Raw genomic sequence first — 16,069 nt, forward strand, 5'->3', positions numbered from 1 at the left:
TTCCCATTCCGAACAGAGAAGTTAAGCCCGGAACCGCCGATGATACTTGGATCAAACCCGGTAAAGTAGGTAGCCGCCACAATACCATCGTAAAAAGACCATCCCCAAAAAGATGGTCTTTTTCTTTTTACACCATCCCGCCCTGGCATTCACCTCTTTATCATTTCCGGCACAGAAGTTAAGCCTTCCATCCCCGCGGTTATACTGCGCTGAACAAGCTTAGAAGCAAACCTGGTAACACAGGTAAACGCCACATTCACATTCTAACTAACACCCATACAAAGAAGCCTATCTTTCGGATGAGCGTCTTTGTTGTCTATTTATAAATAAAGTAGGAATCTTGTAAAACCAGAATGCAAGATTTTTACAAATTTGATTTATATAGCATAGGTTAATTCCTATTATACAAATAGTAACAACCTACCCACAACATGACTGGCCTATCTTCAACTTATTCAATTTAGTTAAGTAAAAAATATCAGATAGGTTCCTTATAGTGCAAACATATAAATACATATATATATGGAGGCACCTTTCATTATAAGCCACTTACAAACTGATAAAACTCCTTCATCCATAAGGCTGGCCTCCATTGATGCATTGCGAGGATTTGATATGCTGATGATTTCGGGCGGTGGTGCATTTATTTATTTGCTTGGAGGTAAAACAGGCTTACCGTTTATTGATTCTGTTTCAGCTCAGTTTGAACACCCTGAATGGCATGGCTTTACTTTCTTTGACTTCATTTTTCCGCTGTTCTTATTTCTGGCAGGAACTTCCTTGGCATTCAGTATTAAAGGCGGACTTTCAAAAGGTCTTAAAGATTCAGAACTGATCAGTAAAATTTTCAAGAGAATGTTAATTCTGATTACCTTGGGAATTTTGGATAAAAATGCACCAATTGACATTTTTGATCCGGCTCATATTCGTTACGGAAGTGTATTGGGACGTATCGGGCTGGCTACTTTTATCGGAGCAATCTTATACCTGAATTTTTCATTTACTCAAAGAATTTATATTAGTCTCATTACGCTGATTACTTATTACTTATGTCTTATTTTCATTCCTGTTCCGGAATATGGAGCCGGTAATTTGACCTTTGAAGGAAATCTGGTTGGCTGGTTCGACCGCAACTTCATGCCTGGCAAATTAAAGCAAGGGACATATGATGAACTTGCGTTATTAACCCAATTTCCGGCTATATGTCTCACTATATTCGGTACCATTGCCGGAGATATTCTTTTGCGCAATTACGCTTCTTTACAAAAGCTTAAATACCTTTTCTTATTTGGAATTACAGGGGTAATTGCCGGCCTTGTATGGAACTTGATATTTCCAATTAACAAGCATTTATGGTCTAGCTCTTTTATTATGCTAACCAGTGGAATGGCTTTTACTTTCCTGGCTGTTTTTTACTGGATTATTGATATAAAGGGTTACAAAAAGTGGTCATTTTTCTTCCGTGTTATTGGAGTGAATTCACTTGTTATTTATTTGGCTGTACGATTTATCAATTTTAATTATTCATCAGAACTTCTGTTCAGCGGCATTTACAAATATGCGCCGGAATCATGGCATGAAGTATATAATGCACTTGGCGGGTTCGTTCTTGTCTGGCTGTTTTTATATTTTTTGTACCGAAATAAAATTTTTATAAAAGTTTAAGCCTTTTTAAAAATGAAATTCAAGCATGATGAAAGGAATAATGAAAAGCAAAGTAATGTCCGTAGGGAATTTCTTAAAACTTCCATTTCCATTGCGGCCATGCCTTTTACATTCTCTTTAATGGATTTTAGTAGGAGCAATTCCAATAATCAAGCTGATCAGAATATACCCATGGCAACAGATAAAAGTATAATAGGTGGATACGGAGGCTGGGCATCATCGTTGATTGGCGGTGTACCTTCATTGTCTTTTCGTAATCCACAAATAACGGATCTGAATGCATGGCGAGAAAGGGCAATCGCCAAAACACAGGAATTGTTATCCAGCCCTTCAAAGGAAGAACCAAAGGTTGTTGTAGAGAAAAAATACGTTTATGACGGTCTTGAAATAGAAGAGCTTTCATGGCAATTGCCGTACGGAAGATCTACAAAAGCCGTTCTTTTGAAGCCAAAAGGCATTACGAAACCGCTTCCGGCTATTTTGGCATTGCATGATCATGCAGGAATGAAATATTTCGGATACCGGAAAATTGTTAAAACGGCTGATGACCAGCATCCGGTATTAACAGAACATCAAAAGTCAGATTATGGCGGCAAAGCTTGGGCGAATGAAATAGCGAAGCGCGGGTATGTTGTGCTTGTTCATGATACTTTTACTTTTGGTAGCCGTAGGGTTTTTTATGAGGATGTAAACGGATTGAACTGGGGTGAACTGGATGTTTCCAAAAAGAGCGACAATGATCCGGAAAAGCCTGAGAATATAGCAACATATAACAAGTGGGCTTCTGAACATGAGCATGTTATGTCCAAGTCCTTGTTTTGTGCAGGAACAACCTGGCCCGGCGTTTTCCTGTCTGAAGATCAGATTGCACTGGATATTCTGAGCAAAAGAAAGGAGGTTGATCCGAATCGGATGGGATGCGGCGGTTTATCCGGCGGTGGTTTGCGTACGGTTTATCTCGCAGGTCTTGATCACCGGATCAAATGTGCTGTCTGTGTTGGATTTATGACAACCTGGAACGATCTCATTTTAAACAAATCCTTTACACATACATGGATGACTTACACACCTTTATTGCCGAAGTTCCTTGATTTTCCCGAGATTTTAGGGTTAAGAGTTCCGCTTCCAGTAATGGTCCAGAATAACAATCAGGATGAACTTTATACTTTGCCGGAGATGAAGAAAGCAGATCAGATTTTAAAAGACGTGTATGCGAAAGCCAAAGCTTCTAATAAGTATAAAGCCGGATATTACGATGGGCCGCATAAATTTGATCTGGAAATGCAAAAGGATGCATTTGATTGGTTTGATAAATGGTTATAAAACCTTAGTATTTCGTATTTAAATTTATTTTAAAAATTAACTTACTGCTTTTAGACAGATATATATTGCGTACAAAGCAAATTGCAAAAACTAATAACCTAAACTGATTTCCAACAATTACTTTCAAATTTTATTTTAAAAATATTTCTGCCCAAACCAGATCTTCCGGCGTTGTAATCTTTATATTTTCATAGGCGCCTTCAATCAGATGAATGGAATAACCCGATGCTTCCAGTACGCTTGCACAATCGGTAAAACCAGCATTGTAATCTACCGAAAAAGCTTTACGCATCCATTCCAGTCTGAACGTCTGAGGAGTTTGTATCAATCTGAAGTCGGTACGTTCCATTGCCTTGTTACTGCCATTCTGGTCAGCGAAACGTATAGAATCTTTTAAATTCACACAAGTAACAGCGGTCCCGAATTCTTGTGCTGCCAAAAAACTGCTTTCGATAATTTCTTTATTGATTACAGGCCTGACACCATCGTGAACTGCAACAAATCCGTCTGTAACGGAAATAGAAGCAAGACCATTTTTAACGGAATGAAAGCGTGTTTCTCCGCCTTTAACAAGTGCGTATTCGATGTCAAATGAATGTTCCTGGCATAAATTGTTCCAAAAATCAAACTGATCTTCAGGTAGAACGAGAATGATACTTATTTTAGCCGAATATTTACGAAATGCCTGAATCGTATGCATTAATACCGGCATTCCATTTATCAAAAAAAACTGCTTGGGAACTTCACTTTTCATGCGGGTTCCTTTACCGCCGGCAACAATGATTACAAACTCCTCCATAGATCAAAGACAATAAAAAAAGGTCATTTACGAATCAGGATTTTACAATTGCCTGATCCTAAATGACCATTATTTCATAATTATTTAAGACTATATAATCAGCATTGCATCGCCGTAAGTAAAGAACTTGTATTTTTCTTTAATGGCGATTTCATAAGCTTTCATAACCAGATCAAAGCCTCCGAATGCACAGGCAGACATCAGCAAAATAGATTCCGGAAGCTGAAAATTGGAAAGCAGTGCCGTTGCAATTTTAAAATCGTACGGAGGAAAAACAAACTTGTCCGTCCAGCCTTCCACTGCTTTAAGGTGCCCGCTGGCGGAAACCGAGGATTCAATGGCTTTCAAGGAAGTAGTTCCGACGGCACAAATGCGTTTCTTAGCGTCAATGGCCGTATTTACTATATCCGCGCTGCCTTGCGTAATCCTGTAATTTTCGGAGTCCGTTTTATGCTTTGTCAGATCTTCCACGTCTACGGTACGAAAAGTTCCAAGTCCAACATGAAGTGTTACCGGAGCAAAGTTCACACCTTTGATTTCCAGCCTTTTCATAATGGCTTTTGTAAAGTGCATTCCGGCCGTCGGCGCAGCAACTGCCCCGATGTGTTCAGCAAAAATAGTTTGAAAGCGATCCCGGTCTGCGGATTCAACCTTGCGACGAGAAATGATTTCGGGAGGAAGCGGCGTTTCTCCCAGTTCATCCACAAGCTTCATGAAAGCATCGTTATCGCCGTCATAAAGAAAACGGATTGTACGTCCGCGGGAAGTTGTGTTGTCAATTACCTCCGCCACAAGATCACTGTCTCCGAAATATAACTTGTTTCCAACCCGGATTTTCCGCGCAGGATCAACCAGAACATCCCATAAACGCATTTCACGGTTCAGTTCCCGCAAAAGGAAAACCTCGATTTTTGCTCCTGTTTTTTCTTTCTGGCCAAAAAGACGAGCCGGGAAAACCTTGGTATCATTAATTGCCATGACATCGCCGTCATCAAAGTAATTGATAAGGTCGGCAAATGTTTTATGTTCTATTTCTCCTGTTTTACGATGTACAACCATCAGTCGGGATTCGCCGCGGTCGGAAGGATGAAGTGCAATTAAACTCTGAGGAAGATCAAATTTAAATTCGGATAGCTTCATAGCTGGATAATCTGTGAATTTCTTTTAGTCGTATGACAATGTGGCAGTCAAAACAGGCTAAGTATTCCTTTATGAAAAAACTTTTTCAGTCAGGTTACTTGCACAGGTATTTTCAATTGCGTAAATTCTGTGTAAACAACTTTACAAAAAATTAAGACCGCAAAAGTAGGCAATTTTCCTTTGAAACACAACAGAAATTTTCATTTCAAGCTCCTCGGATACAGCCGTGATTTCCACCTTGAACCGGAATCGGAATGGATTGTTTCCACAGGCTCTTTTTTTGATTCGGAACCGGTCAAAATAACCGCAGAAAGAAGTGCAGCCAGCTCGGAAGTTTCAGTATTCAGCGCAGTTTTCAGCATTTCCGGTTTGAAAAACGCAGAAACAAAATTGGTATCGTAACTGCCATTCACAAAAGCCGGATGCGTCATTACAAACCGGCAGAAAGGAAGAGTCGTCTGAACGCCCGAGATCTGGTACTCATCAATCGCACGCGTCATTTTCCGGATCGCTTCTTCCCGGTTTTCTCCATATGCGATCAGTTTGGCAATCATCGGATCGTAATAAATCGGGATTTCCATTTCCTGCTCAAAGCCATCGTCGACCCGGATTCCGTTTCCGTCCGGTTTTACGTAAGTATGAAGCGTTCCTACATCCGGAAGAAAATTATTGAAGACGTCTTCTGCATATACTCTTGCTTCAATGGCGTGGCCTTTCAAAGTAATATGATCTTGCGTGAACGTCAGTTGTTTTCCTTCGGCAATCAGAATCATCTGCTTTACAAGATCAATGCCGGTAATCAGCTCGGTAACCGGATGCTCAACCTGTAAGCGCGTGTTCATTTCCAGAAAGTAAAAACGGGATTGCTCATCCACAATAAACTCGACTGTTCCTGCACCGTAATAACCGCAGGATTTTGCCACATTGATGGCGCAGATGCCCATTTCTGCTCTTGTTTCAGGCGTAATCGAAACGGAAGGCGCTTCTTCTATGACTTTCTGATGACGCCGCTGCACGGAACATTCGCGCTCAAACAAATGAACAATATTGCCGTACTGATCGCCTAGAATCTGTATTTCAACGTGTTTTGGAGAAGTAATGTATTTTTCAATAAAAACAGAACTGTCGCCGAAAGATGCCAGTGCTTCGCTTGCTGCACGGTCCATTTGTTCGTCAAAACCGGATTCATTCTCAACAATCCGCATGCCTTTTCCGCCTCCGCCTGCGCTTGCCTTGATAAGGATCGGATAGCCGATTTCCAATGCTTTCTGCTTCGCAGCTTGGCGGTCGCCGATGGCTGTATCCGTGCCGGGAACCATCGGGATGTTATAACGTGCGGCGGCCTGCTTAGCAGCAAGCTTGTTTCCCATGATTTCAATGGATTCCGGCGAAGGGCCAATGAAGATCATTCCTTCCTTTTTCACAAGACTTGCAAATTCCGCATTTTCGGACAAAAAACCGTATCCCGGATGAATGGCGTCCACATGCAGTGCTTTGCAGACGTTAATAATCTTTTCAGCGTTCAGGTAAGACTCGGAAGAAGGCGCAGGCCCGATGCAAACGGCTTCGTCTGCAAAGCGTACGTGCGGCGATTTCCTGTCGGCTTCACTGAATATGGCGACCGTGGAAATATTCATTTCCCGCGCAGTCCGCATGATTCTTAAAGCAATTTCTCCACGATTAGCAACCAATATTTTCTTTATCTGACGCATCGGAACGTTCTGAATTTGTGGTAAAGTATCAAAAAGAAGCCCTGAAGTAAATGTAGTGTATTCTATTATTTTACTAACTTACACGCGATGGGAATGTTAGCTTTGCATTAAAGTAAGCGTATTTTTTTTAATTTTGCATTTATCTAACATTACGGTAACTGATTACCCACATAAAATAAAAGCGAGTGGATATTTTCGAGAAATTGCGCAACAATTCAGGTCCGATCGGAAATCCGGCAAAAATGCTGAATAGCCATCATTATTTTTCTTTTCCGATGCTGGAAGGAGAATTGGGACCGCGCATGAAATTTATGGGACGTGAGGTACTTAACTGGAGTCTTAACAATTACCTGGGTCTGGCCAATCATCCGGAAATAAGAAAAGCAGACGCCGATGCTGCTGCAAAATGGGGACTTGCCTATCCGATGGGCGCTCGTATGATGTCCGGAAATTCTACCCTGCATGAGACGTTTGAAAAAGAACTGGCTGAGTTTGTAGGCAAAAAAGATGCATTTCTTCTTAATTACGGGTATCAGGGCGTCATGTCTGCCATCGAATGCCTTTGCGACCACCGGGATGTAATTGTTTACGATGCCGAATCACATGCCTGTCTGATCGACGGAATTCGTCTGCATAAAGCCAAGCTGGGCGAGTATTACAAGTTCAACCATAACGATATGGTCAGTCTTGAGAAAAACCTGATCCGTGCGACCAAACTGGCCAATGAAAAAGGTGGAGGCGTTCTGGTAATTACCGAAGGTGTTTTCGGAATGTCAGGAAAAGTCGGTGATCTTAAGGCCATTGTTGAGTTAAAGAAAAAATACGACTTCAGGCTGCTTGTTGATGATGCACACGGATTTGGTACCATGGGCGAAACCGGCGCCGGAGTAGGAGAGCTGCTGGGCGTTCAGAAAGAAGTGGATCTGTATTTTTCCACCTTTGCCAAATCCATGGCCGCAATCGGTGCTTTCATTGCTTCCGATGATCCTGAAATCATTATGTTCCTGAAATACAACATGCGTTCTCAGACTTACGCGAAAGCACTTCCGATGCCGTACGTGGAAGGATGCCGAAAGCGTTTGCAAATGGTGAAGGCCATGCCGGAACTGCGTGCGAAACTCTGGGAAAATGTAAAAGCAATGCAGGATGGTTTGCGAGGACGAGGATTCAATATCGGTGAAACAGAATCGCCGGTTACGCCCGTGTTTCTGCACAGCGAAGGCGGTGTTCCGGAAGTTACAAGAATGGTTCGCGACCTGCGTGAAAATATGGGTGTGTTCTGCTCTATCGTTGTATATCCGGTAGTTCCGAAAGGACAAATCATGCTGCGTATTATTCCAACGGCTGCGCATACGCTGGAAGACGTTGAATATACCCTCAATGCCTTTACCACATTGGCTGACAAATTGAAAAACCGGGTATATCAAATTGAAGACGTTCAGGAAGTTGTAGAATAATAAAAAGTGCGTTTTTCGCTTTCAAAGGGCTTTTTTCAAAAAAAGCCCTTTTTTTATTTTCTGTAAAATCAATTTGTTTATAAGGTAATCAATTGAATATCAGATTTTTATGTATTTGCAAGTAATTAATTGTATTTTAGAAGTGTTTTTTTTTGTTTTTTGGATTGTGAAAATACATTTAATTATTAAATTTCGGTCTAAACATGCGTTTTTAGCGTGTTTGAGGCATTTTTAAACTAAAAAACAAAGAAACACATGGCAAGGTTTGATGAAGTAAAAGATCTGATCCTTTCGCTTGAGGGCGATTTCGATAAGTTCTATAACAAAGGTAACCAGGCAGCTGGAACGCGTGTTCGCAAAGGCATGCAGGACCTAAAGACATTGGCTCAGGATATTCGTTCGGAAGTTCAGAATAAAAAGAATACGACTGAAGAATAGTTTAACAGCACACAATAGATTTCCAGCCCGGATCATTTTGATGGTCCGGGCTTGTTTTTAGAATTTCTCCTCATTGATCATGGTTGCCATGCCTCTGGTCACTACCTTTTTGGTGTGGGCGTCAAAAATTTCAGCACCGATCTCCGCAATGTGTTTGGCCTTGTCAATGGATTTGATCGTAAAAACAGCTCTGTAATCCGTTTCCACGTACATAGGCCGCAGAAATTCAAGTGTCTGTTTGAGGTAAATGGAGCCGAATCCGGGATATTGCGTTCCCAGAACCTTGGTAAAAACAGTAGCGCCCAGCATACCGTGTATGATAGGTCGTTTAAAACTGGTCGTTGCCGCATATTCCGCATCAAGATGGATCGGATTGTTATCTCCTGTCAGCTCGGCAAACCGTTCAACTTCTTCCTGGGTAAATTTAAATAAGTACTCAAACTGAGCATCGACAACGGATTCAATATTCATGTTACTGGAGTTACATTTTTTTCAAAGAAATTAATTTACAAGCGCACTGCAAAATATTTTTGAATGCAGCTTAAACAAAAGAAGTCGCCCCGATTAAGGACGACTTCTTTTGTTTGTTCACTTATATGGATTTTTAATCCTCCGTTTCTTCGGTTATGACTGTCAATGTTTCTGCTGCCAATTCATCAGCAACTTTGGGCGCTCTTGCATTTGTGCGTTTATCCTTGAATTTTTTCACTTGCATCTTTAAAGTGTCTATTGCCAAATCAGTCGCTTCTTCAAATGTCGTTCCCTCTTCTCTGACAAACATGGTACCGCCCGGAACATATAATTTAACTTCCAGCAGTTTGGTTTGCGTTTTGGCATTATCGCCTTTTTTGAGCTTAAGGAATACCTCTCCGCTGGTGATACGATCATAAAAGGTATCAAGTTTATCGAGTTTTTGTTGAATGAAGTTCAACAGTTTGGGATCGGCGTCAAAATGAATGGCTTGCATCTGCAGTCTCATAAGCACTTTATTTTAAGGTAAAACATATTTTATAACCGTTAATAATAATACTATGCCCGGAAGATAAATCAGACTTTAATTATCATAAAAAATAATTACAAGTCATTTACTTCCGTGCAAAAACCGGAACTAACGATATATTAAATAAGCTAAATAATCACTTAATGTCAAGTAAACAGTGCGTTTAATTATATTTACTTTTGCTGCGAAACGGACAAAATGCGCTTTTAAGCTTCCTCAAGAAGGGTTCTGAATGAGACGTACTGTCCGTTAAAAAGCGCATGGTGCCTTTCTTGCAAATCCGCTTGATGATGTGTCTGATACGCCAGAAAGTCCTCCATTGTCCGGAATAAAAGCTGTGAAGTATAGGTGGAGCCTTCATTTTCTATCTCTGTGAGCAGTCTGAGCAACTTGCATTCAAGCGGAATGCCCGTTGCAATGATTTCGGGTATGTGAATTGTTTTCATATAATGAAGCCAATCTTTTTCCGCCTGATAACTGATGTTGACTGTGATGTTATATAGGATCATTGTATAATAATTTGATACTCGTCGTTACATTTGCAAACTTATACTTACTTAACCAAAACCAGGTTTTTATCATGAATATTCTTATACGTGCCCATTCCGGCCTTCGCTATGTGGTACTGGCACTTTTGATTGCAGCTGTTTTCGCTGCCTATTCCAACTGGCAGAAATCGAAAGAAGGCGACAGTAAAATCTATTCATTCGCTCTGATCGCCACGCACATTCAGCTTCTGATCGGGCTGGCGCTTTATTTTATAAGTCCAAAGGTCAATTTTGATCAGATCGGAGAGAAGCTGTTTCGTTTTTATTCCATCGAACACATTTTCATGATGCTGATTGCCATTGTGCTGATTACTTATGGAAGAGTACGTTCAAGAAAAGCCATCGGCAGCGACAAGCACCGCACAATTCTGTACTTTTATGCAATGGCGCTGATCATTATTATTGTAGCTATTCCATGGCCGTTCAGGAATCTGGGTGCAGGCTGGTTCTAAAATTTTTTGAATTCCGGCACAGGCATTTTACTGTTACGTGCCGGAATTTTTTCCGGATCCGCTTAACCAAACAAATCGCTGGAAAGGTAACGGTCTCCGCGGTCACATATAATGCAGACTATAATTCCTTCTTTCAGTTCTCTGGCAAGCTCTACGGCCGCCCAGGCTGCTCCTCCGCTGCTCATTCCGGCAAAAACCGCTTCTTCTCTGGCCAGCTTCCGCGTCATCTGAACCGCATTTTCCTGCGTTACTTCCATTACCCGGTCAACACGCTCTTTTTCAAATATCTTCGGCAGATATGCCTCCGGCCATTTGCGTATGCCCGGAATGCTGGAACCATCCGTTGGCTGGCAGCCGACGATCTGAATATTCTGATTTTTTTCTTTCATATAGCGCGATACGCCCATAATGGTGCCGGTTGTCCCCATTGACGATACAAAATGAGTTACTTTCCCGTTTGTATCTTTGTAAATTTCCGGTCCGGTCGTGTTGTAGTGCGCTTTCCAGTTGTCCTGGTTGGCAAACTGGTTCAGCAGAAAATATTCCTTGCCTGCTGCTTTCTCTTCGGCATAGTCACGTGCACTTTCCATGGTTTCGGTAAGAACAACCTTTGCGCCGTATGCTTCCATCGTCAGCACGCGCTCTTTGGTGGAATTCTGCGGCAGGATCAGTTCGATTTCCAGATCAAACAAACGTGCGATCATGGCCAGCGCAATGCCTGTGTTCCCGCTGGTTGCCTCAATAAGCTTCATTCCCGGCCTGATTTCACCACGATCCAGCGCACCCTTTATCATACTGAAAGCCGCACGGTCTTTTACGCTGCCGCCCGGATTGTTCCCTTCCAGTTTTCCATAAATCTTTACATCCGGGTTTGGGTTGATTCGGTTGAGTTCTACAAGCGGAGTGTTGCCTACAAGTTCAAGAAGTGAGGACATTGAATTAGTAAATTCGTGATATATTCAAACAAAGGTAATTCTTAAACCCGCACAGAATCACAATAATTCCGGAATCAGAAAACCGGAATGATACTTTGCTGATCTCAAAAGTTGAGCCGTTTGAAACTTATCTGCATACTTTTATTTCGTAGCCGTAAAAAACGCCAGCGTTCCGGCAAGATAACTGGTGATGGAAGAAGCATGATCTCCGTTTGGAATCGTTATCAGTTCCACATTAGCGCCCAAAGCCTTCATAGTGTTGTAAGCTTTTTCCGAATTAAAGTAAAATACCAGCTTGTCCGCATTTCCATGATACAGCCGCGTCGGTGTTTTCGGTTTCCAGTTATAAACATCATTATCGCTGACCGCATTGATAAAACCGACATCCGATCCATCGTTCAGGTTTTTTTTGAACGAATCCGTAAGAATGGTACTGAAACTCTGATTGATAGAAGTATTGATTCCCGAACTGGCAATCTGGGTTGCAAATGGTTCCTTGAAATAATAAGTAGTTGGCCGATTAAGCTTGTAAATACGGTCGTAGGTCAGCATAACCCATAGATAAAGCGAGTTGTACGAAGCATTTCCCTGCGTGGCCGTATTGATAACATGTTTCATAAAAGCAGTCTTGTCATATGCGCCGGCTCCGCAGCTTGATGCGATCAGATTAAATTCCGTAGGGACTTCTTCTTCTATTTTCTTTTGCAATGCCATTGTTGCGTAGCCACCTTCCGAATATCCTGCCAGATACAATTTCTCGTCCCATTTTACTTCATTCTGCTTTTTCAGAAATTCTTTGGAAGCCCGAAGCATGTCCAGTGAAGCCGAAGCCAGGCTTTCCCGGTGTTCATACGGGTGCGGATAATCCTTGGAAGCACCGTAACCGATATAATCCGGGTAAGCAATAATATAGCCCATCGACCCGAACAAGGAACCGAAAGAAGCAGCCTCCGCTCCGTCATTGAAGTTGGAAGGTGCAGAAGCATCATCGCGGATCGTTCCGTGCTGAATGCTGACCAGTGAAGCCGGCTGGTCAGTATCCGGAAAAACCAGTGCGCCGGAAGCAGTGATTTCAGCACCGTCCGTATTTTTTGTCTTGTAAGTTATCTTGTAAACTTTTATTCCGTTTTTGACATAGGCAGCAAGCAGTGGACTCAGCATATTGGCTTTTTGTATGATCTGCGTTCTGGAAAGTTCCGTAACGACTCTGCTTTCCACCAGTACGCTGTTTGGTTCTTCCGGCGTAGCAGGTGTATTGTCATCATTTTTACAGGAATTAAGAAGCAGAAGGCTCCACAGCAGGAGCACGGTAAATTTGTTGAGATGAAGTATGGATGTATATCTTCGCATAAGGTTAATGAAATAGTTCAGCGTTTTGAAAGTATAACGAACGCTGAACCATTTTTGATCATTTATTACTATTTAAATTACAGCTCAAATTTTGTCCATGTACCAGTTTATAATCCGGGCTGTTGCATCCGGCGACTCAACCATACCCATGTGAGCGGCTTCGCCGAGGACGAATGGATAACTTTTTTCCGGGTATTCCGTTAAGTTCAGCGCGCTCTCAAACGGGATCAGTTTGTCCTGAACGCCGATAATGAACAGAACCGGAAAAGGAACCGAAGCCAGTACGGCTGTTCTGTCCGGGCGTTTTCGCATGGCAACCAGTCCGGCAATCAGCGCTTCTGCCGGAAGCTTGTTGAAGTATTCGATATGGCTTTTGATTCTTTCCGGATACTGTTCCTTGTATTTTTCTCCAAACATATTCGGAGCGGCATTTTTAATAAATGCTTCCGTCCCGTGATTTTTAAGCAGTTCTATGGTCTGGTTGCGCTGATGTTTCTTGGCTTCATCGTCTGCCAAGGCAGTGGAATGGAACAATCCGAGTCCGATCAGCATTTCCGGATATTTTTCGGCAAAAGCCAGCGCAATATAGCCGCCCATGGAATGCCCGATCAGACAGCATTTCTGAATAGTTGCACTGGTGAGAAAACGATATAGTTCATCGGCATATTCCTCTACAGACTGGCACGAAGTAAACAGTGAAATGTTGGGCCTTACAACCGTATAAGTATCGTTGACTTCGGCGTCAAGTTTATCCCAGATAGAATCGTCTATGCCATGTCCGTGCAAAAGGACCAAAGTTTTCCGGTGTAAATTCATAATGCATATGATTTTCAGTATTGAGAACTTTTTTGGCTAATATATACAAACCTTGTTCCAGAACGGCATTATTTGCCGACTTTGGCCATTTCTTCCTCACGCAGAGCCCTTCTGAGAATTTTTCCTACGTTGGTTTTGGGGAGTTCATTCCTGAATTCTATTTTCCTGGGACATTTGTAACCCGTCAGGTTTTCCCGGCAGAATGCCTTTACCTTGTCTTCGGTCAATTCAGCATCTTTTTTGACAACGTATATTTTCACCATTTCACCCGACTTTTCATCCGGTATGCCTACGCACGCCACTTCCAGCACGCCCGGACATTGCGCGACTACATCTTCGATTTCATTGGGATAAACATTGAAACCGGAAACAAGGATCATATCCTTTTTCCGGTCCACGATCTTGAAAAATCCGTCTGTATCCTCAATCCCGATATCGCCTGTTTTAAACCATCTGCCGTTTCTGTCTTCAAAAATCACTTTTACCGTTTCGTCCGGACGGTTATAATAACCAAGCATAATCTGCGGGCCTCTGGCACATATTTCGCCTCGTTCGCCCGGGCTTGCCCAGGTTTCATCTTCACGAAGTATGCGCAGTTCGGTACTCGGGAACGGCAGGCCGATGGTTCCGTTCTTGTGATGGCCGTCCAGCGGATTGACAGACAACACGGGTGAAGTTTCAGAAAGTCCGTAGCCTTCCACAAGCACGCAGCCCGTGATTTTTTCCCATCTTTCGGCCACAACTTTCTGCAAAGCCATTCCGCCGGCAATCGTTATTTTAAGGTCACTGAAATCAACCGTTGCAAAATCGGGATGATTCATCAGTCCGTTGAAAAGCGTGTTCAGCCCCGGAAAAATGTGAAATCTGAATTTTTTAAGCTCTTTGATAAATGCGGGTATGTCCTTTGGATTTGTAATCAGTACATTCAGTGCACCCCATTTGATTCCGCAAAGACTGTTAATTGTCAGTGCAAATACATGGTACAAAGGCAATGCACCAACCATGGTAAGCTGGCCGGAAGGCTCCGACTTTCTCATTTTGGACATCAGCCATTCGTTAATGCCTTCAACATTGGCGATCAGGTTCCGGTGTGTCAGCATGGCACCTTTTGAAATTCCGGTTGTGCCTCCGGTATACTGGATAAATGCAACGTCAAGCCCTGAAACATGCGGGCGCTTGTACGTCATGCCCGAACCGGTTGCAAGTGCATTCGTAAAAGTGACGGCTCCTTTAAGATTGTATTTGGGAACCATCTTTTTTACATATTTTACCGCTGCGTTGACAATCAGCTTTTTAGGGAAGCCAAGCATGTCGCCGATCTCGGTAATGATGATATGCTGAATACCGGTGTTGACCACAATCCTTTCCAGATTCGATGCGAAATTGGCAAGTATTACAATCGCTTTGGCTCCCGAATCCCTGAACTGATGCTGCATTTCCCTGGGCGTATAAAGCGGGTTTGTATTTACAATGGTCAGTCCGGCGCGGAGTGCACCCATCATGGCAACCGGGTATTGCAGCAGATTGGGCATCTGAATGGCAATCCTGTCTCCATGCCGTAAACCAATGCTTTGAAGATAGGCCGCAAAATGTTCCGATAACTTGTCCAGTTCACGAAAACGGAGCGATTTGCCCATATTGGTGTACGCCGGCTTTTCTGCATTGTCCTTAAAGCTGATTTCCATCATTTCCAGCAAAGAGGAATAGGCGTCCGGATTGATTTCATAAGGAATTCCTTCGGGATAATTTTTAAGCCAGGGATACGTATCTTTTGAGATCTCAACCATAATTCAAAACGAAAGGAAATTTGGAAATGCATTCAGGAATTAAAGTTATCAATTAACACAAAATATTATTAATTGAGTGCAATATATTTAACCCTTAGTCAATCTGCTAAAAAGCCGGCAAGTGTAAAACCCGGGTGTTATTTACGTGCCAGTTCCCAGCGCCATAAAAACCCGTCTTCCGGATCGTTAACGTCTTCGGTCTGTAAAAAACCGATTTTTTCGAGGATGTGAGCAGAGGCATTTTCTTCTGCCAGTGTATGCGCGATGATCTTGTGCACACCGTTTTGCCTAAATGCGTGATCAACAAGTCCCTGTGCGATTTCGGTGCCGAGGCCTCTTAACCGGTGCGAAGGCGTGATTTCGTAACCTATTTCAACCATACCGCTGGAATCCGGCTCGCCTTTATAGCCGCACGATCCGATAAGCTGGTTGTCAGGCTTGTGCACGATCAAATATACCCACCATTCCCTTAACGGCGGATGCGCTTTCCAGCGTTCGTACGACGGTGTAAACGTATCGCGGAACTCGGTCCATTTCCTCGGTACATTCACGCCCATCACGCGCGCAAGGATGTTGTTGCCCATGCGGATTGCATCGTACAATGTGTCGTCGCAGGGAATGATTCTTAAATGAGGGGTTTCAATCAT

The 16,069-nt window shown here is 42.6% G+C and carries 16 protein-coding genes and 1 rRNA gene; 6 read left to right on the plus strand and 11 right to left on the minus strand.

Annotated features, from left to right (window positions below):
* The 3 genes from rrf to FEM55_RS07420 all read left to right on the plus strand — a co-directional run.
* A 5S ribosomal RNA gene (rrf, locus tag FEM55_RS25470) occupies nt 1–82 on the plus strand; the annotation flags it as partial.
* Nucleotides 83–522: 440 nt separating this feature from the next.
* The gene (locus FEM55_RS07415) at nt 523–1,665 is read left to right on the plus strand and encodes an acyltransferase family protein (protein ID WP_138280712.1); all 1,143 of its coding nucleotides are present in this window, start codon (nt 523–525) and stop codon (nt 1,663–1,665) included.
* 12 nt (nt 1,666–1,677) lie between these two features.
* Nucleotides 1,678–2,988 carry an alpha/beta hydrolase family protein gene (locus FEM55_RS07420; RefSeq protein ID WP_171036503.1) on the plus strand — a complete coding sequence of 437 codons (1,311 nt, stop codon included), beginning with the start codon at nt 1,678–1,680 and terminating at the stop codon, nt 2,986–2,988.
* Between the two features lie 130 nt (nt 2,989–3,118).
* Here FEM55_RS07420 and FEM55_RS07425 read toward each other — a convergent pair whose 3' ends face one another.
* The 3 genes from FEM55_RS07425 to FEM55_RS07435 all read right to left on the minus strand — a co-directional run bounded on the left by FEM55_RS07425 (nt 3,119) and on the right by FEM55_RS07435 (nt 6,639).
* The gene (locus FEM55_RS07425; protein WP_138280713.1) at nt 3,119–3,787 is read right to left on the minus strand and encodes a 2-C-methyl-D-erythritol 4-phosphate cytidylyltransferase; all 669 of its coding nucleotides are present in this window, start codon (nt 3,785–3,787) and stop codon (nt 3,119–3,121) included.
* A 90-nt stretch (nt 3,788–3,877) separates the two neighbouring features.
* Nucleotides 3,878–4,927 (minus strand): tRNA preQ1(34) S-adenosylmethionine ribosyltransferase-isomerase QueA, encoded by a 1,050-nt coding sequence (gene queA / locus FEM55_RS07430; protein WP_138280714.1) that lies wholly within the window; start codon nt 4,925–4,927, stop codon nt 3,878–3,880.
* Between the two features lie 200 nt (nt 4,928–5,127).
* On the minus strand, nt 5,128–6,639 hold the full coding sequence (locus FEM55_RS07435) for an acetyl-CoA carboxylase biotin carboxylase subunit (protein ID WP_138280715.1): 1,512 nt from the start codon (nt 6,637–6,639) through the stop codon (nt 5,128–5,130).
* A 185-nt stretch (nt 6,640–6,824) separates the two neighbouring features.
* On the opposite strand from FEM55_RS07435, the gene FEM55_RS07440 reads away from it, so the two are divergent.
* Nucleotides 6,825–8,096 carry an aminotransferase class I/II-fold pyridoxal phosphate-dependent enzyme gene (locus tag FEM55_RS07440; protein ID WP_138280716.1) on the plus strand — a complete coding sequence of 424 codons (1,272 nt, stop codon included), beginning with the start codon at nt 6,825–6,827 and terminating at the stop codon, nt 8,094–8,096.
* Nucleotides 8,097–8,351: 255 nt separating this feature from the next.
* Nucleotides 8,352–8,534, plus strand: a complete 183-nt coding sequence (locus tag FEM55_RS07445) for a BF3379 family histone-like protein (RefSeq protein ID WP_138280717.1) — start codon at nt 8,352–8,354, stop codon at nt 8,532–8,534.
* Nucleotides 8,535–8,591: 57 nt separating this feature from the next.
* Here FEM55_RS07445 and FEM55_RS07450 read toward each other — a convergent pair whose 3' ends face one another.
* From FEM55_RS07450 to FEM55_RS07460, 3 genes are all read right to left on the minus strand, one after another.
* Nucleotides 8,592–9,005: a MaoC family dehydratase gene (locus FEM55_RS07450; RefSeq protein WP_138280718.1), complete on the minus strand. Its 414-nt coding sequence runs from the start codon at nt 9,003–9,005 to the stop codon at nt 8,592–8,594.
* Nucleotides 9,006–9,138: 133 nt separating this feature from the next.
* A complete protein-coding gene (hpf, locus tag FEM55_RS07455; RefSeq protein ID WP_138280719.1) occupies nt 9,139–9,513 on the minus strand; it encodes a ribosome hibernation-promoting factor, HPF/YfiA family in 375 nt (124 codons plus the stop codon).
* 227 nt (nt 9,514–9,740) lie between these two features.
* The gene (locus tag FEM55_RS07460) at nt 9,741–10,043 is read right to left on the minus strand and encodes a DUF4286 family protein (protein WP_138280720.1); all 303 of its coding nucleotides are present in this window, start codon (nt 10,041–10,043) and stop codon (nt 9,741–9,743) included.
* Nucleotides 10,044–10,114: 71 nt separating this feature from the next.
* Here FEM55_RS07460 and FEM55_RS07465 point away from each other — a divergent pair, with 71 nt between their 5' ends.
* Entirely contained in the window at nt 10,115–10,534 is a 420-nt protein-coding gene (locus tag FEM55_RS07465) for a cytochrome B (RefSeq protein WP_138280721.1), read from the plus strand.
* Nucleotides 10,535–10,596: 62 nt separating this feature from the next.
* On the opposite strand, the gene cysM is transcribed toward FEM55_RS07465, so the two are convergent.
* From cysM to FEM55_RS07490, 5 genes are all read right to left on the minus strand, one after another.
* Nucleotides 10,597–11,469 carry a cysteine synthase CysM gene (gene cysM, locus FEM55_RS07470; RefSeq protein WP_138280722.1) on the minus strand — a complete coding sequence of 291 codons (873 nt, stop codon included), beginning with the start codon at nt 11,467–11,469 and terminating at the stop codon, nt 10,597–10,599.
* Nucleotides 11,470–11,610: 141 nt separating this feature from the next.
* Entirely contained in the window at nt 11,611–12,819 is a 1,209-nt protein-coding gene (locus FEM55_RS07475) for an alpha/beta hydrolase family protein (RefSeq protein WP_138280723.1), read from the minus strand.
* An 84-nt stretch (nt 12,820–12,903) separates the two neighbouring features.
* Nucleotides 12,904–13,635 carry an alpha/beta fold hydrolase gene (locus tag FEM55_RS07480; protein WP_229209140.1) on the minus strand — a complete coding sequence of 244 codons (732 nt, stop codon included), beginning with the start codon at nt 13,633–13,635 and terminating at the stop codon, nt 12,904–12,906.
* A 68-nt stretch (nt 13,636–13,703) separates the two neighbouring features.
* The gene (locus FEM55_RS07485; protein ID WP_171036504.1) at nt 13,704–15,422 is read right to left on the minus strand and encodes an AMP-binding protein; all 1,719 of its coding nucleotides are present in this window, start codon (nt 15,420–15,422) and stop codon (nt 13,704–13,706) included.
* A 137-nt stretch (nt 15,423–15,559) separates the two neighbouring features.
* Entirely contained in the window at nt 15,560–16,069 is a 510-nt protein-coding gene (locus FEM55_RS07490; RefSeq protein WP_138280726.1) for a GNAT family N-acetyltransferase, read from the minus strand.

Origin of the sequence: Dyadobacter sediminis (assembly GCF_005860765.1) — a bacterium.
Taxonomy (GTDB): domain Bacteria; phylum Bacteroidota; class Bacteroidia; order Cytophagales; family Spirosomataceae; genus Dyadobacter; species Dyadobacter sediminis.